This window comes from Halorarum salinum (genome assembly GCF_013402875.1).
Classification (GTDB): Archaea; Halobacteriota; Halobacteria; order Halobacteriales; family Haloferacaceae; genus Halorarum; species Halorarum salinum.
The window spans coordinates 42,015-64,332 of sequence record NZ_CP058580.1 but is presented as its reverse complement, the minus strand read 5'-3'; the positions used below and the strand labels follow the sequence as shown (position 1 = coordinate 64,332).

Below are 22,318 nucleotides of genomic sequence, written 5' to 3'. Positions count from 1 at the left end.
CTCGGTGGAGGGGGACCGACTAGCGGGTATCCGGCCCCCTAGCGGGTAGCCGCCCGCCCGGCGAGTTCGGGTTCGGCCCCCGTCACGGCCCCGGGGGTGTCGAGGCTCCGACACGCGGCCGCCGGAACCCGGACTTCGCGTGCGTCGAGTCGGTCGAGCACGTCGACGAGTCGCCCGTTCGCCCCGACCCGCTCGCAGGCCGCCCGCGCCGATTCGACGCGGTACACGGCGCCGAGCGGCTGTCGTCGCCCGTCCGCGACCGGTACCGCCGCGTCGGGGGCCACGTCCGCGTCCGCCTCCTCCGCCGCCCGTCGAAACAGCCGTCCCGCGGTGGCGGCGTCGAAGAACGGCATGTCACAGCCCACGACGAGGGTCGGGCCGTCGTCCGCGACGGCCAGGCCGGCACACGTTCCGGCGACGGGTCCGCGGTCCGGAACCGGGTCGACGGCGAACCGGACGGGGCGATCGCCGAGCGCGGCCGCGAGCGACCGCCGCTGGTTCGCCCGACAGTTGACCACGAGGTCGTCGACGACGGGTTCGAGTCGATCGAGGCTCCACGCGAGCATCGGGCGGCCGGCGACGTCCGCGAGCGCCTTGTCGGTCGCGCCGAAGCGCGTCGAGCGACCGCCGGCGAGGACGACCAGAGAGCGCGTCACGTCAGGAACCCCGCCCGGCCCGTGAACGCCATGTACAGCGAGAACGCGGTGACGAGCACCGCGAGCGCCATCTCGGCGTAGAGGACCGCCCGTCCCCAGCGGTACCAGCCGCCGGGTCCGGGGACGTCGTCGCGCTCCACGTCCGGCGTCGCCCCGCTCCCCGGCATCAGTCGTCACCCCCCGTGACGGTCCGGTTTCCGCCGAGCCAGCGTTCCCTGCTGCCGACCCCGCGGTCCGCGACGCCGTCCTCGCGCCCCATCACCCACAGGAAGAAGCCGATGATCGGAACGAAGCAACCGATCGCGACGACGGCGTAGCCGGCGTGGATGTTCGGGACGCCGCCGTAGATGACCGGGTAGACGATGCCGCCGGCCGTGGAGACCCCCCCGACGAACCCCGAGGCGGTGCCCGGACGGTCGGGGAACAGGACGGGGACGATGGCGAACACGCCGCCGGTGCCGAAGCTGACGGCGACGCCGAACGCCGCCAGGACGACGACGGAGGCGGGCAGGAGCCCCAGCATCCCGACGACGGTGAGCGCGACCATCAGGACCGTGATGCAGACGAGCGCAGTCAGCAGCCAGTGGACCCGCGGCGAGTACGGCCGGTCGTCCGCGAGCATCGGGTACGGCGTCCACCCCTTGCGCTGCCAGAGGTCGGACATGTACCCCGAGAACGGCCGCCACAGCGAGGCGTTGAACGACTGGACGGCCGCGAACGTCCCGGCGGCCGTCTGGACGGCGGCGACGCCCTCGAAGCCGAGCGCCTCGATGTCGCCCGCGAACCCCGTCGCGTAGTAGCTCGGGAGCCACGAGTTCATCGCGATCTCGAGGCCGAACGACATCGCGTACGCCAGCATGAGCGCGATGGCCGAGTAGCGCGTCCAGACGAACAGGGTGTCCTTCAGCGAGGCGTTCGAGCGGGCGACCTCCGCCGACGCGGCGTCCTTCGCCGGGACGCCGCGCCACCAGTAGAGGCCGGCGACCAGCACCGCCCCGACGCCGAGGTGGAGGAACGCGTCGCCGAAGTTCACGCCATACACCCGGGGCAGCACCAGCGCGCCGACGCCGGCGCCGACGTTGCCGGTGCCGGCGTACAGCCCCTCGGCGGTGCCCATCTCGTGCTCGTCGAACCACTGGGCGACGTGCTGGATGCCGACGACGAAACTGATGCCGGCGGAGGCGACGATCAGCCGTTCGAGGAACAGCACCTCGTAGCTCGAGGCGAACGAGGAGGCGATGCTCACCAGCCCCGTCACGGCGAGGATGACCGTGAAGGTGGTGTGGGCGCCGACGCGGTCGGCGGCCCAGCCGGCCAGCACGCGACCCGGCGGGGCGAGCCAGATGGCCGAACTCGCCAGCAGCGCGAGTTCGCCCGTCGTGAGGTCGAACGCGGCGCCGATGCTCGGGCTGAACGCGGCCGTCGAGAACCACATCAGGAACGCCCAGAAGAACCCGAGCGTCGCGAGACAGAGCTGCTCGACCTTGTTAGTCACCGCGGATCACCTCCGCGTCGGCGACGGGGTCAGCCCGGTTCGCGTCCGCCGGGCACAGCCGGACCGCGCACTGCTTGAAGTTCGGCTCGTCCGAGCGCGGGTCGGTCTCCGGCAGCGTGAGCTCGTTCGTCCGCGGGTGGTGGATGGGGAGCCAGACGAGCCCCTCGGGGACCGCCGGGTCGGCCTCGACGCGGACCGGGACAGCCCCGCGGCGCGATTCGATCGCCGCGTCGGCGGAACCGTCCTCATCCGTCCCGAGTTTCGCCGGGGCCGACTCGAACCCGAGATCCGTCCCGTCGATCGTCGCCGGGTGGACGCGGGCGAGCGGCGCGTCCGGCGTCCCCGCGTCGCGCGAGCGGACCCCGGTGTTGTAGCCGTCGACCTCGCGGCCGGTCGTCAGCGTCAGCGGGTAGTCGTCGTCGACCGGTTCGGGCACTCCCTCGTGGCGGGCCGTCGAAAAGCGCGCCCGACCGGAGGGCGTCTCGAACGCCCACTCGCCGTCGGCGAGGTAGCGGTAGCCGCCCTCCGAGACGGCGTCGGGCGCGGGCCAGCGGACCGCGCCCTCCGCGTCGAGCCGGCCGTAGCTGATCCCCGAGAGGTCCGCGGGCGTCCCGGCCGTGAGCGCGGCGAGTTCCTCGAACACGGGTTCGGGCTCGGTGCGGTCGAACAGTCCAGGAGCGACGCGGTTCCCGATCGTCGTAATCACGTCCAGATCCGTCCGGATCCCCGGCGGGAGGTCCATCGCCGGCCGGACGCGCGACACCCGGCGCTCCATGTTCGTCGTCGTGCCGTCGGACTCGCCCCACGTCGCCGCCGGGAGCACCACGTCGGCGACCTCGACCGTCTCGGTCCGGAAGGCGTCCTGCACGACGAGGAACGCGTCCTCGAGACGCTCGCGGACGGTCGACCCGTCGGGCATGCCGGCGACGGGGTTCGTCGCGACGGCCCACACGGCCTCCACGGGGCCGTCCTCGACGGCCTCCACGGTTCCGACCGGGCCGGGGCCGGCGTCGTCGGGGAGGCGGTCGAGGGGGACCGACCACGCCTCGGCGACGATCCGGCGCTCGTCCGGATCCTCGAACGGGCGCTGGCCCGGCCAGGACCCCTTCGAGGAGACGACGCGCGTTCCCATGGAGTTCGCCTGGCCGGTCAGCGAGAACGGGCCGGTTCCGGGGCCGAGGTTCCCCGTCGCGAGACAGAGGTCGACCAGCGCCGCCGCGGTGTTCGTCCCCTGCGTGCTCTGGTTCACGCCCATCCCCCAGTAGACCAGGGTGGGGTCGGCGAACGCCGCCGCGAGCGCGTCGACGGTCTCCGGGTCGACGCCGGCGGTCCCGGCGGCCGCCTCGACCGCCGGGAGGGCGGCCTCCAGGTCGTCGAACCCCGTCGTCGACTCGGCGACGAATTCCCGGTCGAGGTCGTCGCGCTCGACGAGTCGCGCGAGCACGGCGCGGGCGAGCGCGAGGTCCGTTCCCGGGTCGAGGGCGACGTGATCGTCGGCGACGCTCGCGGTCTTCGTCTCGACGGGGTCGACGACGACGAGCCGACTCCCGTCCCCGCGGGCGCTCTCCTCGATCCAGCGGAACATCACGGGATGGGCGACGGCCGGGTTCGCGCCCCAGACGACGTGCGTCCGCGCGTCGTCGACGTCGTCGTACGTGCACGGCGGGGCGTCGCTGCCGAACGCGTCGTAGTAGGCCGTCACCGCGCTGGCCATGCACAGCGTCGTGTTGGCGTCGTAGTACCGGGTGCCGAAGCCGCCGCGGGCGAGTTTCCCGAGCGCGTAGGCGGCCTCGTTGGTCTGCTGGCCGCTGCCGAGCACGGCCACGCCGTCGCGGTTCCCGTCGACGGCCGTCGAGAACGCCTCGACGACCCGATCGAGCGCGACGTCCCACGTCGTCGGGAGGAGTTCGTCCCCCTCGCGGATCAGCGGGCGGGTGAGCCACTCGCCCGCCGGGTCGGCCGTCTCCCGGATGCCGCGCTGGCAGGCGAGCCCCCGGTTCACCGGGTGGGAGACGTCGCCGCGCACCGAGGCGATGCCGTAGCCGGTGTCGACCCGACCCTGGAGGTGGCCACAGCCGACGGCACACCGCATGCAGGTCGTCGGGACCGGGTCGGTCACCGGTCGCACACCTCCGGTGACGGCGTCGGGTCGGGGTCGGATCCGGTGGCCGGAAGCGCCCCGGCCGGAGCCACCCCGGAATCTGCCGGGAACAGCTCCGGCGCGGCGTCCATCGGGGCGTTCGGATCGCCGGCCGACCGCGGGCGGTCCCCTTCAGTCATCGCTCGGGAGGGGTTCGCCGGTCGCGTCGGTCGGGGCCGGGCTCTCGCCGTCGGCGAAGGGGTACCACGACTGCTTGGCGTCGTGGAGGCAGGGGTCCTCGTAGGAGGTCTCCTCCGGCTCCGCCAGTTCGATGAGCGTCTCGTGGCCCGTCGCGTCGACCCACTCGCGGAACGTCTGTCCGTCCTCGCGGAGCGCGGCGAACGCCTCCACGAGGTTCCGTATCATCCCCGGCACCTCGTCGGCCGGGACGCGCTGGCGCGTCCACTCGATGAACGACGGCTCCGCGCCGACGCCGCCGCCGACGCCGACGTCCATCGCCTCGACCATCTCGCCGTCCTTGCGGGCGCGCATCCCCTGCAACCCGATGTCCGCGGTCATCGCCTGCCCGCAGTCGGCGGTACAGCCCGAGAAGTGGAGCTTCAGCTGCGAGACGTCGTCGGGCACCTCGACGTTGCGCCGGAACCAGCGCAGCATCGCGGCCGTCCGGGCCTTCGTCTCGGTCAGCGCGAGCGAGCAGAACTCCGTCCCGGTGCAGGCGATCGCGCCCCGGCCGAACGCGCCCGGCTCCGGCGTGTGCGTCTCCAGGAGCGGCTCCGCGAGCAGGTCGTCGAGGTTCCCCTCGGGCACGTCCATCAGGATCGGGTTCTGCCGGCGGGTGAGCCGCACCTCGCCGCCCCCGTACTCGTCCGCGAGGTCGGCCAGTTCGATCGCCTCCTCGGCGCCCATTCGACCGACGGGGACGCTAAGCCCCACGTAGTGGCGCCCGTCGGGCTGCTCGTGGACGCCGACGTGGTCGTGCTTCCCGCGTTCGGGCTTTCGGCCGGCGTTGTAGGTGTACTCCGTCCGGAAGCTCGTTCCGGCGTGCTGGAGTTCGAAGTCGACCCTGTCGGCGAGTTCCTCGCGGATCGCCCCCGTCCCCCAGTCGTCGACGAAGAAGCGCGCGCGGTTCCTACTCCGGTTGGTCCGGTCGCCCTCCTCGTGGTACAGTTCGACGAACGCCCGCACCACCTCGTAGGCGTGCTCGGGCGTCACGAACGCGTCGACCGACCGGGCGCGGCGGGGTTCGCGTCCCCCGAGGCCGCCGCCGGCGCGGACGTTGAACCCCCTGACCTCCTCGCCCCCTGCGAGCTTCCGGGCGGGCTCGAGCGCGACGTCGTTGATGGAGTCCTGCGCGCAGCCCTCCCGGCAGCCGGTGACGGAGATGTTGAACTTTCGGGGCATGTTCGAGAGCGCGTCGTCCCCGCGGAGTTCGCGCTGGATGCGGTCCAGGAGCGAGCGCGTCTCGACGTGCTCGTGTTCGTCCTTGCCCGCGACCGGGCAGCCGGAGACGTTCCGCATCGCGTCCCCGCCCGCCGAGCGCGATGAGACGCCGACGGCCTCCAGTTTCTCCCACACCGCCGGGACGTCCTCGAGCTTGAGCCAGTGGAGCTGCACCGACTGGCGGGTCGTGAGGTCGATCCAGGCGTCGCCGAACTCGGGGTTCTCCACCGGCCCGCCGGCGTACTCCCGGGCCACCTCGCCGATGGCCCGGAGCTGTCCCGGTTCGAGGACGCCGCCGCAGTTCGTCAGCCGGAGCATGAAGTAGCTCTCCTGGCCGCTCCGCTGGTGGAAGACGCCCCAGAACTTGAACCGGGAGAACCACTCCTCGCGCTCGTCCTCGGGGATGGACTCCCACCCCTCCGCCGCGAACGACTCGATCCGTTCCCTGAGTTCGTCGCCGTACGACTCGTCCTTCCACTCCTCCTTTTCGTGTACCATTGTCCGTGGGTGAACGGGTGATTCCTGGGCCGAATCGTGCCCAAATGCCAGCCGTTTCGGTCCAATCGGTGCATGGTCGTGGGCAAAAGGCTGTTCCTGAATCGTCCTAACAGTGGGATAATTACTGGAAGAATTTTCCCTAATTGTGGGTATAGGGGGAAATCTCTCACTCCTAAATGGTGTATCAACAATGAACGGTCAATTACGTCGTCCGGGAACGGGCGTTTCGTGACGATCGTCGACGTTCCGGGAGGTACCGCTGAACGTACGACAACCCTTATCACTCGACCGCCGAACTGTGGCGCATGGACGACATCTTCGTCGCACGGATCATGTCCCCCGACCCGATCACGGTGACCGCCGACACGCTCGTCGAGGACGCCGCCGCGACGATGCTCGAGAACGACATCGGCTCGGTCGTCGTCACCGACGGGGACGGCGACCTCGCCGGCATCCTCACCACGACCGACTTCGTCCGGATCGTCGCGGAGCGGCGGCCGAAGGACGAGACGCCCGTCTCATCGTACATGAGCACCGGCGTCGTGACGGCGAGCGCCCAGGACCCCGTCCACGACGTCGCCGACGCGATGCTCGAACACGGCGTCCACCACATCCCCGTCGTCTCCGAGACCGAGGGCGTCATCGGCATCGTGACGACGACCGACCTCGCGGCGTACGTCTCGCGCTCGCGGGCGCCGAGTCCCACCTGAATCCGGACCGCACCCCACGGCGACCCGGACGGTCCCGACCCGTCGGGCGACGCCCACCGGTCGTTATTTGTCACCCGACCGAGAAGGGCGGCGTGATGTCGTCGGCCCTCCACCTCGCCGTCAGAACGGTCCACCTGCTCGGGATGGTCGCGCTCGTCGGCGGAAGCGCCCTCGCGTGGCACGGCCTCCGAACCGCCGACCGGGTTCCGAGCGCCCGACTGCTGCGGTTCGAACTGTGGTTCTGGGCGCTGCTGGGACTCGTGCTCGCGACGGGCGTCGGGAACCTCGGCGCCGTCGGCGCGCCCGGGCCGGGCACGCGGTGGGGGTCGGTGCTCACGGCCAAACTGCTGGTTGCGCTCGCGTTCGTCGTCGGGTCGTTCCTCCGGTCGCTGGCCGTCCTCCGGTTGCCGGCCGACGCGACGGTCCCGGACCGCGGCGGCGCTACACTCGAACGGGCGTACGGCGCGACGGCGGCGACGCTGCTACTGCTCGTCGCGCTCGCGGAGGTGCTCGCGCATGGGTGAGGCCGCCGGCGCCGCGGAGACGTGGATCGTGACGACGTTCGACCTCGTCGCCTTCGGCCTGCCGCTCGTCCTGCTCGGGCACGCGAGCGGGGCGCTGAGCGATACGCTCCCCTCGCTGGGGACGCTCCCCGGCCTCCTCCTGTTCGGCTACCTGTGGCTGCTCCTCTGGGTGACGACCCGCTGGGTGCTCGCCGAGGGCGGCCTCGCGCGGTCCGCGGCGGGAGAAACCGGGCGCCTCCTCGTCCGCGGGACGGTCGGCGGCGCGCTGGTCGGGATGGGGTTCGTCGCGGGCATCGCGGTCGTCGTCGCGGCCGTCAACGTGCTCGACGGGATGGTCGACGTCCCGGCGTTCGTCCTCCTCCTGTCGCTCGGTGCTGCGGCGGGAAGCGTCGTGGGTGCGGCCGTCGGGGTCCTGTTCGCGATCGTGAACGTCGCGCTCTACCGGGCGAGCGCGGCGCTGGTCCCCGAACCCCGGCGGTGATCGACCCCGATCGCCGGACGGTCGCGGGGTCGGTCCGCCGGCTGGTGTACGGCAGTTGTCATACGTTCGATTCCGTCACGTCTCCCGTCCGCGGCCGGGCGCCGGTCCGTCGTTCGGATCGGGCCCGGGTCACCGTTCGAACCGCAGGTCCTTCTCCGGGTCCTCCGCGACCATCCACCAGCGGACGTCGGCCTTCGGATGGCGGCGGTCCACGTGGTCCTCGAGCTCGGGGCCCGTCTCGAAGTCGCGGCCACACAGGTTGCAGCGGTGGTGTCGGCGGTGGGGCATCGGGCGTCAGGAGGCGCTCGAGGGAGTTGTCCCTTGCGGCGCGATCGCCGACGACCCGTCCGTGAGTGTGGGTCCCGACTACGTCTCGTCCCCTCCGCCGCCCGCACCGCGGACGCCCACGTAGTCGAGCACCCAGAGGGCCACGCCGACGACGATCAGCGCGATGCCGATCATCGACGTCGGCGGGACGGGGAGGAAGAACAGCGCCAGTCCGACGAGCACGAGTACGCCGGGGCTCAGCCACGCGATCCAGTCGGTCAGGCTTCGGGATTCGGCCATGAGTGTCGACCTCCGACTGCGCCCGTACGGCCGGCTCGGGCATTGTTAGTCGCACGTGACGGGCGGGTACGGCCGTCGTACCCGTTCTCGAACTTCGCACCCCTCGTCGAACCTGCTAACAGGGCCGGCGCTCGACCCCGTCGACGCCGGCACGAAGAGGTTACACCAATATATTTGTAATGGAGGGGCCTACGTCCGCCCATGACGACGACCGAGGGACGGCCGAACAGCAAGGTGGCGCGCGTCATCGACGAGTACGGGCTGACCGACATGGGGGAACGACTCGAGTCCAGATGGACCGGCGAGGGCGGCGAGCGGACGAGCCTCCGGGACCTCGCCGAGCAGTTCAACCGGGCAGTGCTGGAGGCGGCGCTCGACGGGGCCGGCGCGACCGCCGTCTCGAGCGACGTCGAGACCACCTACCGGGTGCTCACGGACGACGACGTGTCCGAGGCCGACAGGATGCGGAAGCGTCGCGAACTCGAGCGCCAGGACGTCGACGTCGAGTCGCTCCGGGGCGACTTCGTCACCCACCAGGCGATCCACACGTATCTCACGGAGTACCGGGAGGCGGAGCTCCCGGACCGGTCGGCGGACCGGGTCGACAGGAAGGTCGAGACGATGGAGCGCCTGCAGGGCCGGACATCGGTGGTCGCGGAGTCGACCATCGACGGGCTGGTCGCCTCCGGGGACCTCACGGAGCGGGGGTACGAGGTGTTCGTCGACGTGCAGGTGGTCTGTAGCGAGTGCGGCACCGGGTATCCCATCGGCGAGCTCATCCGCCAGGGCGGGTGCGACTGTTGAACCCGCCGGCAGTCCGACCCGGGCCGCGGCGGGCGTACGCTCCGGCGACCCGTCCGGGACTCGCGGGCGGCGCACCCCTCGGCGGCGGGCGGTCGTGCGTTCCCGCAGTCCGAGACGGCAACAGTTAAGTCGTGAAGACATAAACTCGAAACGATGAATACGACGGATCAGACGGCGAAAGACGTCCACGTCCGCGCACGAAACATCGGCGGCATCGACGAGGCCGACGTGACGCTCCCTCCGGGCGTGACGGTGCTTAGCGGCCGGAACGCCACGAACCGCACGTCGTTCCTGCAGGCGCTCATGGCGGGGCTGGGAAGCGAGCAACCCTCGCTCAAGGCCGACGCGGACGAGGGGCACGTGGAACTGGAGATCGGCGACCGGACCTGGACGCGGACGCTGACGCGACACGGCGAGGCGGTGTCGTTCGACGGCGACCCGTTCCTCGACGACCCGCAGCTGGCGGACATGTTCGCGTTCCTCCTGGAGAACAACGAGGTCCGGCGGGCCGTCGAGCGGGGCGACGACCTCCGGGAGATCATCATGCGCCCCATCGACACCGACAGCATCGAGGCCGAGATCGCCGAACTCGAGCGCGAGAAGGACGACATCGACGACAGGATCGAGGAGCTCGAACGGCTCGAGACGGAGCTCCCCGACCTCGAGGCGGAGCGGCGGGAGGTGCGCGAGGAGCTCGAGGGGGCCCGCGAGGAGCTGGCCGACGTCCAGGCGGAGATCGACGACCTCGACGCTGACCTCGAGGAGAGCCGGTCGCGCAAGGAGGACATCGAGGCGGCGTTCCAGCGCCTGCGCGAGGCCCGGTCGGAGCTCGAGGACGTCGAGTTCGACATCGAGGCCGAGCGCGCGACGCTCGCGGAGTTGCGCGAGGAACGCGACGAGCTGGAGGAGACGCTCGAGCGCGCCGAGCCGTCCGACTCCGATCCCGAGGCGATCGCGGAGCGCATCGCCGACGCCCGGCGGCGGAAACGTGAGCTGGACGACACGCTCAGCGAGCTCCAAAGCGTCATCAGCTTCAACGAGGAGATGCTGGAGGGCGACGGCCTGGACCTCGATCTCGACGGCACGTCGTCGGCCGGAACCGGCGGCGACGTCACCGACAAGCTGGTGGAGGACACCGAGCGGACGGTGTGCTGGACGTGCGGCTCCGAGGTCGAGCGCGACCGCATCGACGAGACGCTCGACCTGCTCGGGAAGATCCGGGCGGAGAAGCTCGACGAGCGGAACGAACTGCGGAACCGGATCGACGAGCTCTCGACCGAGCGCTCGGAGCTCCAGCAGGCCCGCCGGGAGGTCGAACGGGCGGAGTCCCGGCTCGAGGACGTCGAGGCCGAGATCGAGGCGACCGAGGAGCGGATCGAGGGGCTCGAGGACGACCGCGACGAGCAGGCCGAGGCCGTCGAGGAACTGGAGGCCGAGACCGAGCGGGTCGGCGAGGGCGACTACGACGAGGTGCTCGAGCGCCACCGGGAGGCGAACGAACTGGAGCTCAGGGTCGAGCGGCTCGAGTCCGACCTCGCCGACGTGGACGCGCGCATCGAGGAGCGCGAGGAGGCCATCGACGACCGGTCCCGGCTGGCCGACGAGCGCGAGCAGGTCGCCGACCAGCTCACCGAACTCCGGACCCGCGTCGATCGCATCGAGGCCGACGCCGTCGAGTCGTTCAACGAGCACATGGACGCCGTGCTCGACATCCTCCAGTACGACAACATCGACCGCATCTGGATCGAACGGCGCGAACGCGAGGTCCGGGAGGGCCGTCGGAAGGTGACCCGCCCCGAGTTCGACCTCCACATCATCCGCACCACGGCCGGCGGCGAGTCCTACCGGGACACGATCGACCACCTCTCCGAGAGCGAGCGCGAGGTGACCGGCCTCGTGTTCGCGCTCGCGGGCTACCTCGTCCACGACGTCCACGAGGATCTCCCGTTCATCGTCCTCGACTCGCTCGAGGCGATCGACTCCGACCGCATCGCGCGGATCGTCGACTACCTCGAGGAGTACGCCGAGTACTTCGTCGTCGCGCTGTTGCCGGAGGACGCCGACGCGCTCGCGGCCGACCGGAGCTACGTCGAGGAGTTCGCGGGGTAGCCCCCGGACCGGGCGCGAGCGCGTCGGACGACCCGCGCGTTCGCCGCGAAACGTTACACGCTTATCGGCGTAACGCCCTCCGTCCCCACACCCGTTCCCTCTCGTCGAACGAATCCGAAAATTTCGCCCGTTCTCCGACGACGGATAGCCGAACGGACGAACTGCCACGAATAATCACCGCAGTCGCCGTGGCGAGCGGGTCGCGTTCGGTGAGACCGAAACGGGCGTCGCGGCGGCCCGCTCGTGCGGGATCGCTCGGTTCCGTCGCCCGGGCGAGGGCGGGGAGCTGAAGAGTTTAGTAGCCGGGGCGAAGTAGCACCCCACATGACCGGGGACCGGGCGCGCGGCGGCGGGGTGAAGTCGGACGAGACGCTGTTCTCCATCGTCGAACACCTTCGGGAGGTCGACGGGGCGGGGGTGACGGAGCTGGCCGATCGGACGGGACTCGCGAAGAGCACTGTCCACGACCACCTCGCGTCGATGGAGGCCCACGACTTCGTGGTCAAGCGGGGGGCGAGCTACCACCTGGGGCTCCAGTTCTTCAGCCACGGCCAGTACGTCCGGAACCAGTACGACGTGTGCGGGGCGGCGAAACCCATCGTCGACGAGCTCGAGGGGACGACCGGCGAGATGGTCTGGCTGTTGACCCACCAGAACGGACGGGTGATGTACCTCTACGGGCGGGCGGGCAGGACGAACGTCAACGCGAACACGCTCGTCGGCTCGTGGGCCTACATGCACTGCAACTCGGGGGGGAAGGCGATCCTCGCACACCTCCCGGACGGGGCGGTCGAGGACGTCGTCGACAGCCACGGGCTGCCGGCCCGCACCCCGAACACCGTCACGGACGCCGACGCGCTCCGCGAGGACCTGACGGCGATCCGCGAACGGGGGTACGCCCTGAACATGGGCGAGGACCTCGAGGGGATCCACGCCGTCGCCGCCCCCCTGCTGTTCGAGGAGGAGGTCCACGGCGCGCTCGCGATCGCCGGTCCCGCCCACCGCGTCAGCAGGGAGCGGTGCGAGGACGAACTCGTCGACCACCTCCGGGCCGCGGCGAACGACGTCGAACTGAACCTCGCCTACCGGTGACCGTCGGGTCGGGCGTTCGATGACACCGAATCGGAGTCCGCCGATCCGTCCCGCCGCGCGGCGCCCGGTCACGCCGGGCGGGCGTGAAACGGGATCGCGGCGAGCGGGGACGCGACCTGCCGTCGCCCCGGACCCCCGTCCGGACGGCCGCCGAATCGCGCGACTGCGTCGTGGCGCGACCGCAACCGTTAATATCTGCGAATGGGCTGTAGTAGCATACCGCATCATCTATGAACTACTTATCGGCGTTCGAGCGCACGGTCCGGTGTTACGGCGACGAGACCGCCGTCGTCACCGACGACGGCAGGGAGTTCACCTACGACGAGTTCGACCGGCGGAGCACGCGGCTCGCGAACGCCCTCTCCGACAGGCTCGGCGGCGGTCGGTGTGCCGTCCTCGCCTTGAACGGGCCCGCGGCGGTCGAGTCGATGATCGCCGGCCACAAGCGGGGGTCCGCGACGGTACAGCTCTCCTTCCGGGGGATGGCGGAGGAGCTCGTCCGGATGGCGGAGAACGCGGACGCAGAGGGGCTGGTCTTCGACGACGCGAACGCCGACACCGCGCTGGAGATGCTCGATCGGGGCGAGTTCGGGACGGCGATCCACGTCGGCGACCGGGAGCTCGACGCCGACGGGGTCGAGTCGTACGAGGACGTGCTCGACGGGGCGGCCGACACGCTCCACGCCGACCTCCCCGCGGGCGAGGAGTGCACCGTGTTCTACACGAGCGGGACGACGAGCCGGCCGAAGGCGGTGCCGTTCGACGGCGAGGACATGTGGTACGGCGCGGTCCAGGTCGTCATGGAGCACGGCGTCGACGAGACCGACACGGCGATCGTTACGACGCCGTGGTACCACATGGTCACCTCCGACGCGTGGCTCTACCCGCACTTCCTCGCCGGGGCGACGGTCGTGCTCCACGAGAGCTTCGACCCGGCCGAGGCGCTCGAACTCGTCGAGGAGCACGACGCGACCGGGCTGCTCGCCGTGCCGACGCAGCTCGACGCCCTGAACGACGTCCAGGCGGAGGTCGGCTACGACACGGGGTCGCTCGAGTACGTCCGGACCGGCGGCGCCATCGTTACCGAGGAGCTCGTCGAGCGGACCCGATCGCTGCTCTCCGAGGGGCTCTACAACACCTACGGCATGACGGAGGCGGGGCCCGACCTCACGTTCGCGCACCCGTCGGCCCAGGACGAGCACCCGGGGACCATCGGAAAGGAGGCGTTCACGTGGGAGCTCCGGGTCGTCGAGCCCGCGCCGGTGGACGAACACCCCGACCCGGAGGCGACCGTCGACCCGGGCGAGCGGGGCGAGATCATCGCCCGCGGACCGGGCAAGTCGGACGGCTACATCGACAACGAGGCCGCACAGCGGAAGAGCTACTTCGGCGAGTGGCTCCGGACGCGCGACGTCGCCAGGGTCGACGAGGACGGTTACCTCTACGTCGTCGACCGCGTGGACAACATGTTCACCTGCGGCGGCGAGAACGTCTACCCCGCCGAGGTCGAGCACGCGCTGGGCGGACACGAGGCCGTCGAGGAGGCGCTCGTGTTCGGCCTCGAGGACGACCACTGGGGCCGGAAGGTCACCGCGGTGGTGGTCGCCGACGGCTCGGTGGACGGGGAGGACCTCGACGAGTTCTGTCGAGAGCACGGCTCGCTGGCGAACTACAAGCGCCCGCGGACGTACGCCGTCCGCACGGAGCCGCTGCCGCGCACCGACACCGGCACGGTCGAGCGCGGGCGGGTCATCGACGATCACTTCGGCTGAGCCGACGAGCCGCCACGGGCGACCGCCCGCCGGTCCGGGTGACCCGCGTCCGGGAGCGTCGAACGCCGTCCCGGCCCTGCTCGGTCCGCCCCCGTCCGCCCCAATTCGTTCCGATCCGCCCGGTTCGTCCCGGTCCGCCCCCGTCCGACCGTCGCGACCCCGACCGGGTCAGAACGCGACCGCGAAGATCGCGAGTTGGATCGGGAGGAGGACGACGAGCGTGACGAGCGAGCAGACGGCCGTCATCCTGACCAGTTCCATCGAGTCGACCACGTCCAGCCCCAGGATGGCGACGAGCACGGCCGACTGGTACGGGAAGAAGTAGGTGTTGAGCGCGACCGCCTCGGTCAGCGCGACCGGGAGCAGCGGGATGCCCGCGCTCGCGGCGAACGGGACGAGCACGGGCGTCAGCACGCTCGCGACCGCGAGTCCCTCCATCACGAACGTGAGCGCGATGGCGGCGGCGACGACGAAGACGAGGACGAGCGGGAGCGACGCGTCCGCGGGCATCCGCGAGAGGACGGCTTCGGCCGCGACGGCGGTGAACGCGGTCCGCTGGAGCCCCTCCGCGATGGCGAAGATGGCCCCGAGGAAGAAGACGATGGAGAAGTCCGCCTCGGCCACCGCCTCCGAGCCGACGACGCCGATCCGGGGGGCGAACGCGAGCAGCGCGACGACCAGCGCGCCGTACAGCGGGTGGAGCCCGTGGATCGAGTCGGTCGCCCAGACGGCGACGCCGACGAGCAGGAACGCCAGCATCCGGCGCTCGGTCGGGGAGACGCCGGGGCGCTCGGCCGACCCGGCCGCGGGGTCGAGCGCGGCCGACTCGCGCGGCCGGTAGAGGACGTAGGCGACCGCGACGACGGCCAGCGACCTGCCGACGGTCATCACCGGTCCGAGCCACGTCGCCCACTCGACCCAGCCGATGGAGAGCCCGGCCGGTTCGACGAGGCCGGTGATGATGATGTTCGCGAGCGAGCCGGTGAGGATCCCGGTGCCGCCGTAGTAGGTGACGAACAGCGGGCCGAGGAACAGGCCGACCTTCGGCCGGCGCTCGGCGAACACGTCGCCGACCGAGACGAGGATGGGCCCGAGGATGAGCACGCGGACGAGCGCGGAGGGGACGAGCACGACGAAGCCCAGGGCGGCCGCCGACAGGGCGAGGAGGAGGAACCGGTACGTCCCCGTGGCGGTCATCGTTCCGGCGCCCGGCATCGCGTGGAGCACCCGGCGCTCGACGAGGTTCGCGAGCCCGCTCTGCCGGGTCGCCTCGCCGAGCAGGATGCCGAGCACGACGAGCCACGTCGCGGGCGAGCGGAACCCGACGAGCGCGAGCTCCGAGGAGAACGTCACGCCGACGAGGCCGAGACAGACGAGCCCGGTGAACCACGGCTCGACCGGCGAACCGATCCAGAGGGCGACACAGAACAGCGTGATGGCGAGCATGACGGCCGCGTCCCGGCCGACCGGCGCGTACGCGAACGCCCCGGCGGCCGCGAGCAGGCCCGCGGGCACCGAGAGCCACGACGGGTCGACGGCCGCCGGGATCCGGGCGCGGAGGTCGGGGTGGTCCGTCATGGTGACGTGGTACCTCCGGCCACGGACGTTCGTGGCATGTGTGTTTCGGAACCGGCGGCGGACGGTTCCCGCCGAGGACCGCGGCGCGGCGCCGACGGCGGGGCGAGGACCCGGCGGAACGCGGACGGCGCGGGGCGGCGGAGGGCCGGCCGCCCGACGGGGACGCCGGTCCGGCGGAAACACCTTTGCCGCGTCCGCGAGGAGACGTCATCAGCGATGATCGAGGAGATCGCACCCGACGTGTACGACCTGACCCTGACGGAGCTGAACGGCGGCCGGTACCGCGTCTTCCTGTTCGACGGCGACGTGCCGACGCTCGTCGACGCCGGCCTCGAGGACACGACCGACGCGGCGGCCGAGCGGCTCGACGAACTCGGCGTCGAGCCGGAGCGGCTCGTCGTCACCCACGGCGACCCCGACCACGTGGGCGGGCTGGCGACCCTCGCCGAGCGGTACGACCTCGAGACGTGGGTTCCCGAGGGGACCGATATCGACGGGAGGTACAGCCCGACCCACCGGTACGGCGACGGCGCGGAGATCGGACCGTTCGTCGCCGTCCACGTGCCCGGCCACACCGCCGACCACCACGCGCTCGTCGACGAGTCGGCGGGCGTCGCCGTCCTCGGGGACGCCGCGTTCGGCTCGGACGCCCGCGGCCTGCCGGCGGGCGGGTTCGTGCTCCCGCCGGCGTTCTTCTCGGCCGACCTCGACGCGGCGGACGCGAACCTCGAACGGCTCCTCGGGTACGAGTTCGACGTCGGCCTCGTCTACCACGGCTCCAGCGTCACGACCGACGCGAGCGGGGCGCTCGACCGGTTCGTGAACTTCGCCGGGAAGCCGTCGTAGAGTCGGTTCCCGCGTTCCGGTCCTGATCGGCGTACCACCACCCGCTAGGGAAAACGATTTAGCCGGTTCACCCGACGTGCCTGTGTGAACCTGACACGCCTGTTCGATCCGGGGACCGTGGCGGTCGTCGGCGCCTCCACCGACGAGCGGAAGATCGGCTACGAGGCGATGGCCAACGCCGTCGAGTTCGACGGCCGGGTCTACCCCGTCAACCCGTCCGCCGAGGGCAGCGTCCTCGGCGAGGAGTTCGTCCCCTCGGTGGCCGACGTCGACGAACCCGTCGACCTCGCGCTGCTTTGCGTGCCCGGCCCGGTCGTCCCCGACGTGCTCGAGGAGTGCGGCGAGGCGGACGTCGGCGGCGCAGTCATCTACGCCGGCGGCTTCGCCGAGGCCGGCGAGGAGGGCGAGGCGCTCCAGGAGCGCATCGTCGAGGTGGCCGCCGCCGGCGACGTGGCGCTGCTGGGCCCGAACACGAGCGGCTTCGTCGTGCCGCGGTCGAACCTGCTCGCCTCCTTTGCCAGCGGCGTCGAGGGGTTCCGCCCCGGCAACGTCGCCATACTCGCCCAGAGCGGCGGTGTGGCCCATCAACTCGCCTTCCAGGCGCTGCGGGAGGGGCGCGGGATCTCGGCGATGGTGGGACTGGGCAACCGAGCGAACGTCGGCTTCGAGGAGGCGATCGATTACTTCGACGGCGACGCGGCCACCGGCGCCATCGTCCTCCACGTGGAGGGGACCGACGACGGTCGCTCGCTGCTCGAAACGTGCCGCGCTGCCGAGACGCCCGTCGTCGCGTACAAGGTCGGCCAGTCCGACGTCGGCGAGTTCGCCGAGTCGCACACCGGGGCGCTCACGGGCGATCACGACCTCTACACGGCGGGGTTCGCCCAGTACGGCGTCCCCACGGTCGGTTCGACCTCCGCGCTGCTCGACGCGGGCCTCGCGCTGGCGAACTCGCCCGCGCCCGGGGGAGCGAACGTGGGCGTCGTGACCGCCCAGGCCGGGCCCGGAATCATCGTCGCCGACCGCCTCCAGCGCGCCGGCGCGACGCTCCCAGAACTCTCCGAGGACACCCAGGAGCGCGTCGAGGAGGTGCTCCCGGGGATCACGTTCGCGGACAACCCGGTCGACACGGGCCGGCCGATGCCCGAGTTCGGCGAGTTGATCGAGACCGTCGCGGCCGACGACGCCGTCGACGTCGTCCTCGTGTACGAACTGTTCGAGGAGGCGCTCGGCTTCCCCGTCGACGCGCTCGACGGCCTGGCCGAGCGCGTCGGCAAGCCGGTCCTGTTCGCCTCGGAGGGGCCGCCGGGGGCGATGGACGACGAACTCGCGGCGCTGCGCGAGGCGGGCGTGCCGACGTTCACCTCGCCCGAACGGGCGGCCGAGGCGACCGCGCTCCTCGCGCGGTACGCGGGGCTGGGGGACGGCGCCGCGGAGGCGGAGGTGAGCGCCGATGTCTGAGTCCGACGACCCCGTCGCCGCGGCCCGGGCGGACGGGCGGACGACGCTCACGGAGGCCGAGGCGAAGGCGTTGCTCGCGAACGCGGGCGTGGCGACGACCGAGTTCGCCGTCGCCGACGACCCGGCAGCGGCCGCCGACGCGGCAGCCGATATCGGCTTCCCGGTCGTCCTGAAGGTTTCCTCGCCGTCGGTGGCCCACAAGAGCGAGTGGGCCGACGGCGCGGGCGTCGCGCTCGGCCTCGCGGACCGCGATGCGGTCGAGACGGCCGCCGAGCGCGTGTTCGACGCCGCGGACGCGGAGGGGATCGACGCCGAGGTGCTCGTCGAGGAGGCCCGCGACGTGGACGCCGGGACCGAGGTCATCGTCGGGGGGCTGCGGGACCCCTCGTTCGGCCCGGTCGTGCTGACGGGGCTCGGCGGCGTCTTCACGGAGGTGTACGAGGACACGAGCCACCGGCTGGCGCCCCTCGACCGCGGGGAAGCGCGCGAGGCCATCGAGGAACTGACCGCGGCGAAGTTGCTCGCGGGATACCGCGGCGGGCCGGCCGCGGACGTGGACGCGCTCGCGGACGTGGTGTGTGCGGTCGGCGATCTGCTGGTCGAACGCGAGGGGATCGCCGAGGTCGACGTGAACCCCGTGCTGGCGGGCGCAGGTGGCGCGGTGGCACTCGACGCGCTCGTCCTGCTGGAGGACGGTGAGCGATGAGCCGGTCGTTCGAGCGCGTCTGGACGGTCCGCTTCTCGGACACGGACCCGTTCGGCATCGCGCACTACCCGCGCATCGTCGACGCCATCCACGAGACCTCGGACATGTTCGTCCAGGAGATCGGCTTCCCGTTCTGGGAGATCTCCCGGGAGCGGGGGTTCGGGCTGCCGCTCGTCGAGATGAACTTCGAGTTCGAGCGGCCGGTGGAGGCGGGCGACGACGTGACCGTCGAACTGACGCCGAGCCTCGGGACCCGCAGCGTCCGCTTCGAGTACGTCGCGCGGAACGACGGCGAGGTGGCGTTCTCGGGGTACGAACAGCGGGTGTGTGCCCGCCGGGGCGGCGACGGATCGATGGACCTGCCCGACGACCTCCGGGCGGCGATGGAGCCGTACGCCGCCGACTGAGCCGTCCGCGTCGCCGGGGGCGACATGATTTTTATGGCTCCCGCCGCCACGTACGGACATGGCCGATTTCGACAACATCTACGCGGAGTCGAACCCGTTCGTCCGGGCGCACTTCGACTGCCTGAGCTGCGGCGGGAAGCTCTGGGAGTACGCCATCCAGGGGCAGATGGTCTGTGAGGACTGCCGGTCCGTGTTCCCCTCGGGCGAGATATTCGACGCGCAGGTGTAGCCCCGAGGACGGCGGAAACGACGTGGCAGCTCGCCGGGTGGCGTCGCGGCCGACCGACCTCATCGCCGGGGGCGAGCGAGCAGATCCGACGACGGAGGCGACCGGCGGGGGTACGCGTCCAGTACACTTATGATGAATCTGTGCCAACCTTTGTCCATGGCCCAGCAAGAGCCGGAGGAGCTCCTGGAGATGAGCTCGGACACCCGAGATCTCCTCGACGAGCACGGCCTCCGCCCGCTGTGGGAGGTGGAGGACGACTTCGGGAACGTGATGGACGACCCCGAGGCGGACGTCTGGCACTGGGACGACATCCAGGCCGCCATCGACGGCATCGAGGCGGACGTCCCCATCGCCGAGTTGCCGCCGGGGTTCCAGCGGCGGGTCGCGGTCCCGATCAACACCTCGCTCGGGAACGCCATCTCGAACACCATCTACGTCGGCGTCCAGACCGTCTCGCCCGGCGAGACCGCCCCGTCACACCGGCACTCGGCGAACGCCCTCCGCTTCACCATCGACGGGCACGAGGAGATGAAGACGGTCGTCGCGGGCGAGGAGTTCCCGATGCGGGACAACGACCTCGTCACGACGCCACAGTGGGAGTGGCACGACCACGTCAACGACTCGGACGAGACGGCCGCGTGGCTCGACGTGCTCGACCTGCCGCTGTTCCTCGACTCGCTCAACAAGCGACAGGTGTTCGAGAACCACGAACTCGAGCGCCAGCCGGTGACGAAGACCCAGGGCTACTGGGACTCCCAGTACGGGCGGGGGCGACCCGCCAACGAGCGGTCCGACGGCGAGATTCCGGGCCCGTTCGAGGGGGTCCGGGAGGCGACGCCGCCGTACCGCTTCGGCTGGGACGAGATGCTCGAGTCGCTGCGCCAGCGGTCCGACAACGATGAACCCGACCCGCACGACGGCTACAGCCTCGCGTACGTCAACCCGGCGACGGGGAAGGAGCCGCTGTTCCCGACGATGTCGTTCCGGGCCCAGCTCCTGACCGAGCCGACGGACCCGCACTTCCACAACGCGACGGAGGTGTACTTCGTCATCGAGGGCGAGGGCGTCACCCACGTCGGCGACGAGGCGCTCGAGTGGGGCCAGTGGGACGTCTTCGTGGTCCCCCCGGACGGGGTCCACCACCACGAACCGGACGGCGAGGCGATCCTGCTGGGCATGACCGACCGGCCGGTGTTCGAGGCGTTCAACTTCTACGCCGAGGCCGAGCCGTCGTCCTGATCGCCCCCTACGGGCGGTCGCGACCACGAAATGGGGTTCCGGCTCACCGGAGGACCGTGGCCCGGTCGTAGTGGGTCCGGAAGGCGAACCAGAGGCCGTGTCGGCCGACGACGCGCTCGCGGGTCTCGCCGTCCTGGCTGTGCAGTTCGTTCCGGTGTACGGCCCAGAGGTCCCCCTCGGCGTCCCGGAGCCCGTCCGCGACCAGCTCCACGGGCGTCGGCGGCGCCTCGTAGACGGCCACGTCGTCGGTCGCGTCGAGGAACGCGACCACCTCGCGACCCGCCGCCTCGCCGGTCACGACGTTCATGTCGGCCAGCGCGTCGCGCGGGACGACCCACACCTCGCTCGCCTCGTCTCCGACGACGCCGTACACCTCGGCCTTCTCGGGGAGTTCGCCCTCCTCCCGGCGGACCCCGGGCTGGACGACGTCCCCGTTCTCCCAGTAGTGCCGGAAGATGCCGAGTTCGCCGTCGTAGTGGGAGTAGTCGAAGTCGTAGCCGGTGTCGACGTCGAGCGCCAGCGTGTCGGGGTACTCGTCCTTCCACTCGCCCCACGTGGTCTGGGTGACCGACAGCACGTCGAGCACGAGGTCCGGGTCCTCGGCGAGGTAGTCGCCGGCGATGGGGACGCCCGCGTGCTGGTCCCACAGCGTCTCGGTCTCCTCGTCGTACATCACCTTGTTGCCCGACGCGAGCATCCCCGAACTGCCGAAGGTGAGGACGTCCCGGTCGTCGTCGCCGCCGGCGGCGGTGGAGCCGCCGACGCGCCGGTCGTAGAGGATGGGCGCGTTACACAGCGTGCAGTAGGTGAGGCTCACGGGGACCCCTTCCAGCACGGCGTTCAGGAGTTCGTGCGGGAACAGCACCCAGCGCGGCACCGCGTAGGCGACGCCGCCGAGTTCGAAGCCGAAGACCGTGTCGCCGTCCTTCAGGTAGCGCTCGTACTCGTCGCCCGTACCCGCTGCGTCGTCGGTCGATCCGTCGTGCTCGGCGGCGGTCGCGTCGTCCGTTCCGTCGCCGTCCGCGGACGCGTCGCCGCCCGACGCGTCCACCGCGTCGCCGGGGACGAAGTCGGGCGCGTTCAGCGCCGCGAGGAACGACCGGTCGCAGTTGCCCCACCTGACGTCCTGGAGGTCGAACGACCGCGGCTCCGCGTCGAGGAGGCCGCCGACGGGCGGGAGGTACGACCTGTAGAGCCGCAGCTTCCACTCGTCGAAGCCCGCCAGCGGCTCGATCCCCTGCTGCGAGTACCACGACTCCCACTCGACCCAGGCGTGGGGCGAGTCGAAGTCCGGCTCCGCCAGGGCGGCGAGCGCGTCCCGGACGCCCGGCCAGCGCACCTCCGGGAGTTCGAGGTAGCGCGGCGGCGAGTGCTTGCGGAGCACCTCGGGGAAGCCGAACCGCTCCCAGTCGTTCGCGATGGCGTCGATCACGAGGAGTTCGAGCAGGTGGGGGACGACCCGCTCGTCGCCCGCCTCGGCGAGTTCCTCGACCGCCGCCGCGTGCTCGTCGGCGTCGCGGACGAGCAGGCGGTCGACGAGGTCGTCGAGGTCGTCGAGTCGGGCGTCGGAGTGAGATGACACGGTGTCGTGCCTCTTCGCCCG

22 protein-coding genes are annotated in these 22,318 nt (G+C 71.3%); 13 read left to right on the top strand and 9 right to left on the bottom strand.

Going from position 1 to position 22,318, the window contains the following annotated elements; translation table 11 throughout:
- Window positions 1-38: 38 nt before the first annotated feature.
- The 5 genes from mobA to HUG12_RS20530 all read right to left on the bottom strand — a co-directional run bounded on the left by mobA (window position 39) and on the right by HUG12_RS20530 (window position 6,190).
- Window positions 39-656 (bottom strand): molybdenum cofactor guanylyltransferase, encoded by a 618-nt coding sequence (mobA, locus tag HUG12_RS20550; RefSeq protein WP_179270767.1) that lies wholly within the window; start codon window positions 654-656, stop codon window positions 39-41.
- Window positions 653-823 carry a hypothetical protein gene (locus tag HUG12_RS20545; RefSeq protein ID WP_179270766.1) on the bottom strand — a complete coding sequence of 57 codons (171 nt, stop codon included), beginning with the start codon at window positions 821-823 and terminating at the stop codon, window positions 653-655. The genes mobA and HUG12_RS20545 overlap by 4 nt, the downstream gene beginning before the upstream one ends.
- On the bottom strand, window positions 823-2,151 hold the full coding sequence (locus HUG12_RS20540) for an MFS transporter (protein WP_179270765.1): 1,329 nt from the start codon (window positions 2,149-2,151) through the stop codon (window positions 823-825). Before HUG12_RS20540 ends, HUG12_RS20545 begins: the two co-directional genes overlap by 1 nt.
- Window positions 2,144-4,270 carry an assimilatory nitrate reductase NasA gene (nasA, locus tag HUG12_RS20535; RefSeq protein ID WP_179270764.1) on the bottom strand — a complete coding sequence of 709 codons (2,127 nt, stop codon included), beginning with the start codon at window positions 4,268-4,270 and terminating at the stop codon, window positions 2,144-2,146. The genes HUG12_RS20540 and nasA overlap by 8 nt, the downstream gene beginning before the upstream one ends.
- A 153-nt stretch (window positions 4,271-4,423) precedes the next feature.
- A complete protein-coding gene (locus HUG12_RS20530; protein WP_179270763.1) occupies window positions 4,424-6,190 on the bottom strand; it encodes a nitrite/sulfite reductase in 1,767 nt (588 codons plus the stop codon).
- A 305-nt stretch (window positions 6,191-6,495) separates the two neighbouring features.
- Between HUG12_RS20530 and HUG12_RS20525 the strand changes: the two genes are divergently transcribed.
- The 3 genes from HUG12_RS20525 to HUG12_RS20515 all read left to right on the top strand — a co-directional run bounded on the left by HUG12_RS20525 (window position 6,496) and on the right by HUG12_RS20515 (window position 7,905).
- On the top strand, window positions 6,496-6,900 hold the full coding sequence (locus tag HUG12_RS20525) for a CBS domain-containing protein (protein WP_179270762.1): 405 nt from the start codon (window positions 6,496-6,498) through the stop codon (window positions 6,898-6,900).
- 95 nt (window positions 6,901-6,995) lie between these two features.
- On the top strand, window positions 6,996-7,424 hold the full coding sequence (locus HUG12_RS20520; protein WP_179270761.1) for a hypothetical protein: 429 nt from the start codon (window positions 6,996-6,998) through the stop codon (window positions 7,422-7,424).
- On the top strand, window positions 7,417-7,905 hold the full coding sequence (locus tag HUG12_RS20515; protein WP_179270760.1) for a hypothetical protein: 489 nt from the start codon (window positions 7,417-7,419) through the stop codon (window positions 7,903-7,905). The genes HUG12_RS20520 and HUG12_RS20515 overlap by 8 nt, the downstream gene beginning before the upstream one ends.
- 129 nt (window positions 7,906-8,034) lie before the next feature.
- Here the strand turns inward: HUG12_RS20515 and HUG12_RS20510 are convergent, their stop codons facing one another.
- Together HUG12_RS20510 and HUG12_RS20505 are read right to left on the bottom strand one after the other, a co-directional pair.
- Complete coding sequence (locus HUG12_RS20510) at window positions 8,035-8,193, bottom strand: hypothetical protein (RefSeq protein ID WP_179270759.1); 159 nt, start codon at window positions 8,191-8,193, stop codon at window positions 8,035-8,037.
- A 78-nt stretch (window positions 8,194-8,271) separates the two neighbouring features.
- Window positions 8,272-8,472 carry a hypothetical protein gene (locus tag HUG12_RS20505; RefSeq protein ID WP_179270758.1) on the bottom strand — a complete coding sequence of 67 codons (201 nt, stop codon included), beginning with the start codon at window positions 8,470-8,472 and terminating at the stop codon, window positions 8,272-8,274.
- 201 nt (window positions 8,473-8,673) lie between these two features.
- Here HUG12_RS20505 and rdfA point away from each other — a divergent pair, with 201 nt between their 5' ends.
- The 4 genes from rdfA to HUG12_RS20485 all read left to right on the top strand — a co-directional run bounded on the left by rdfA (window position 8,674) and on the right by HUG12_RS20485 (window position 14,249).
- Entirely contained in the window at window positions 8,674-9,276 is a 603-nt protein-coding gene (gene rdfA, locus HUG12_RS20500; protein WP_179270757.1) for a rod-determining factor RdfA, read from the top strand.
- Between the two features lie 153 nt (window positions 9,277-9,429).
- Window positions 9,430-11,385 carry an archaea-specific SMC-related protein gene (locus HUG12_RS20495; RefSeq protein ID WP_179270756.1) on the top strand — a complete coding sequence of 652 codons (1,956 nt, stop codon included), beginning with the start codon at window positions 9,430-9,432 and terminating at the stop codon, window positions 11,383-11,385.
- Between the two features lie 324 nt (window positions 11,386-11,709).
- Complete coding sequence (locus tag HUG12_RS20490) at window positions 11,710-12,477, top strand: IclR family transcriptional regulator (protein WP_179270755.1); 768 nt, start codon at window positions 11,710-11,712, stop codon at window positions 12,475-12,477.
- Window positions 12,478-12,707: 230 nt separating this feature from the next.
- The gene (locus tag HUG12_RS20485; RefSeq protein WP_179270754.1) at window positions 12,708-14,249 is read left to right on the top strand and encodes a class I adenylate-forming enzyme family protein; all 1,542 of its coding nucleotides are present in this window, start codon (window positions 12,708-12,710) and stop codon (window positions 14,247-14,249) included.
- A gap of 168 nt (window positions 14,250-14,417) precedes the next feature.
- On the opposite strand, the gene HUG12_RS20480 is transcribed toward HUG12_RS20485, so the two are convergent.
- Window positions 14,418-15,827, bottom strand: a complete 1,410-nt coding sequence (locus HUG12_RS20480; protein ID WP_179270753.1) for an SLC13 family permease — start codon at window positions 15,825-15,827, stop codon at window positions 14,418-14,420.
- Between the two features lie 216 nt (window positions 15,828-16,043).
- On the opposite strand from HUG12_RS20480, the gene HUG12_RS20475 reads away from it, so the two are divergent.
- The 6 genes from HUG12_RS20475 (at window position 16,044) to HUG12_RS20450 (ending at window position 20,715) form a co-directional block, all read left to right on the top strand.
- Window positions 16,044-16,673 (top strand): MBL fold metallo-hydrolase, encoded by a 630-nt coding sequence (locus HUG12_RS20475; protein ID WP_179270752.1) that lies wholly within the window; start codon window positions 16,044-16,046, stop codon window positions 16,671-16,673.
- Window positions 16,674-16,757: 84 nt separating this feature from the next.
- Window positions 16,758-18,134, top strand: coding sequence for a CoA-binding protein (locus HUG12_RS20470; protein ID WP_179270751.1), 1,377 nt, complete (start codon window positions 16,758-16,760; stop codon window positions 18,132-18,134).
- Complete coding sequence (locus tag HUG12_RS20465) at window positions 18,127-18,840, top strand: acetate--CoA ligase family protein (protein ID WP_179270750.1); 714 nt, start codon at window positions 18,127-18,129, stop codon at window positions 18,838-18,840. The genes HUG12_RS20470 and HUG12_RS20465 overlap by 8 nt, the downstream gene beginning before the upstream one ends.
- Window positions 18,837-19,247, top strand: a complete 411-nt coding sequence (locus HUG12_RS20460; protein ID WP_179270749.1) for an acyl-CoA thioesterase — start codon at window positions 18,837-18,839, stop codon at window positions 19,245-19,247. The genes HUG12_RS20465 and HUG12_RS20460 overlap by 4 nt, the downstream gene beginning before the upstream one ends.
- A 58-nt stretch (window positions 19,248-19,305) precedes the next feature.
- A complete protein-coding gene (locus HUG12_RS20455) occupies window positions 19,306-19,476 on the top strand; it encodes a hypothetical protein (protein WP_179270748.1) in 171 nt (56 codons plus the stop codon).
- Window positions 19,477-19,632: 156 nt separating this feature from the next.
- Entirely contained in the window at window positions 19,633-20,715 is a 1,083-nt protein-coding gene (locus HUG12_RS20450; protein ID WP_179270747.1) for a cupin domain-containing protein, read from the top strand.
- A 43-nt stretch (window positions 20,716-20,758) separates the two neighbouring features.
- On the opposite strand, the gene HUG12_RS20445 is transcribed toward HUG12_RS20450, so the two are convergent.
- Window positions 20,759-22,297 (bottom strand): DUF3179 domain-containing (seleno)protein, encoded by a 1,539-nt coding sequence (locus tag HUG12_RS20445; RefSeq protein WP_179270746.1) that lies wholly within the window; start codon window positions 22,295-22,297, stop codon window positions 20,759-20,761.
- Between the last annotated feature and the right edge of the window lie 21 nt (window positions 22,298-22,318).

Coding starts and splice junctions, on each gene's coding strand:
- HUG12_RS20485 (WP_179270754.1), top strand. CDS start 12,708: ATGAACTACTTATCGGCGTTCGAGCGCACGGTCCGGTGTTACGGCGAC.
- HUG12_RS20545 (WP_179270766.1), bottom strand. CDS start 823: ATGCCGGGGAGCGGGGCGACGCCGGACGTGGAGCGCGACGACGTCCCC.
- HUG12_RS20520 (WP_179270761.1), top strand. CDS start 6,996: ATGTCGTCGGCCCTCCACCTCGCCGTCAGAACGGTCCACCTGCTCGGG.
- HUG12_RS20495 (WP_179270756.1), top strand. CDS start 9,430: ATGAATACGACGGATCAGACGGCGAAAGACGTCCACGTCCGCGCACGA.
- HUG12_RS20525 (WP_179270762.1), top strand. CDS start 6,496: ATGGACGACATCTTCGTCGCACGGATCATGTCCCCCGACCCGATCACG.
- HUG12_RS20460 (WP_179270749.1), top strand. CDS start 18,837: ATGAGCCGGTCGTTCGAGCGCGTCTGGACGGTCCGCTTCTCGGACACG.
- rdfA (WP_179270757.1), top strand. CDS start 8,674: ATGACGACGACCGAGGGACGGCCGAACAGCAAGGTGGCGCGCGTCATC.
- HUG12_RS20510 (WP_179270759.1), bottom strand. CDS start 8,193: ATGCCCCACCGCCGACACCACCGCTGCAACCTGTGTGGCCGCGACTTC.
- HUG12_RS20475 (WP_179270752.1), top strand. CDS start 16,044: ATGATCGAGGAGATCGCACCCGACGTGTACGACCTGACCCTGACGGAG.
- HUG12_RS20515 (WP_179270760.1), top strand. CDS start 7,417: ATGGGTGAGGCCGCCGGCGCCGCGGAGACGTGGATCGTGACGACGTTC.
- HUG12_RS20480 (WP_179270753.1), bottom strand. CDS start 15,827: ATGACGGACCACCCCGACCTCCGCGCCCGGATCCCGGCGGCCGTCGAC.
- HUG12_RS20450 (WP_179270747.1), top strand. CDS start 19,633: ATGGCCCAGCAAGAGCCGGAGGAGCTCCTGGAGATGAGCTCGGACACC.
- HUG12_RS20455 (WP_179270748.1), top strand. CDS start 19,306: ATGGCCGATTTCGACAACATCTACGCGGAGTCGAACCCGTTCGTCCGG.
- HUG12_RS20505 (WP_179270758.1), bottom strand. CDS start 8,472: ATGGCCGAATCCCGAAGCCTGACCGACTGGATCGCGTGGCTGAGCCCC.
- HUG12_RS20530 (WP_179270763.1), bottom strand. CDS start 6,190: ATGGTACACGAAAAGGAGGAGTGGAAGGACGAGTCGTACGGCGACGAA.
- HUG12_RS20465 (WP_179270750.1), top strand. CDS start 18,127: ATGTCTGAGTCCGACGACCCCGTCGCCGCGGCCCGGGCGGACGGGCGG.
- HUG12_RS20490 (WP_179270755.1), top strand. CDS start 11,710: ATGACCGGGGACCGGGCGCGCGGCGGCGGGGTGAAGTCGGACGAGACG.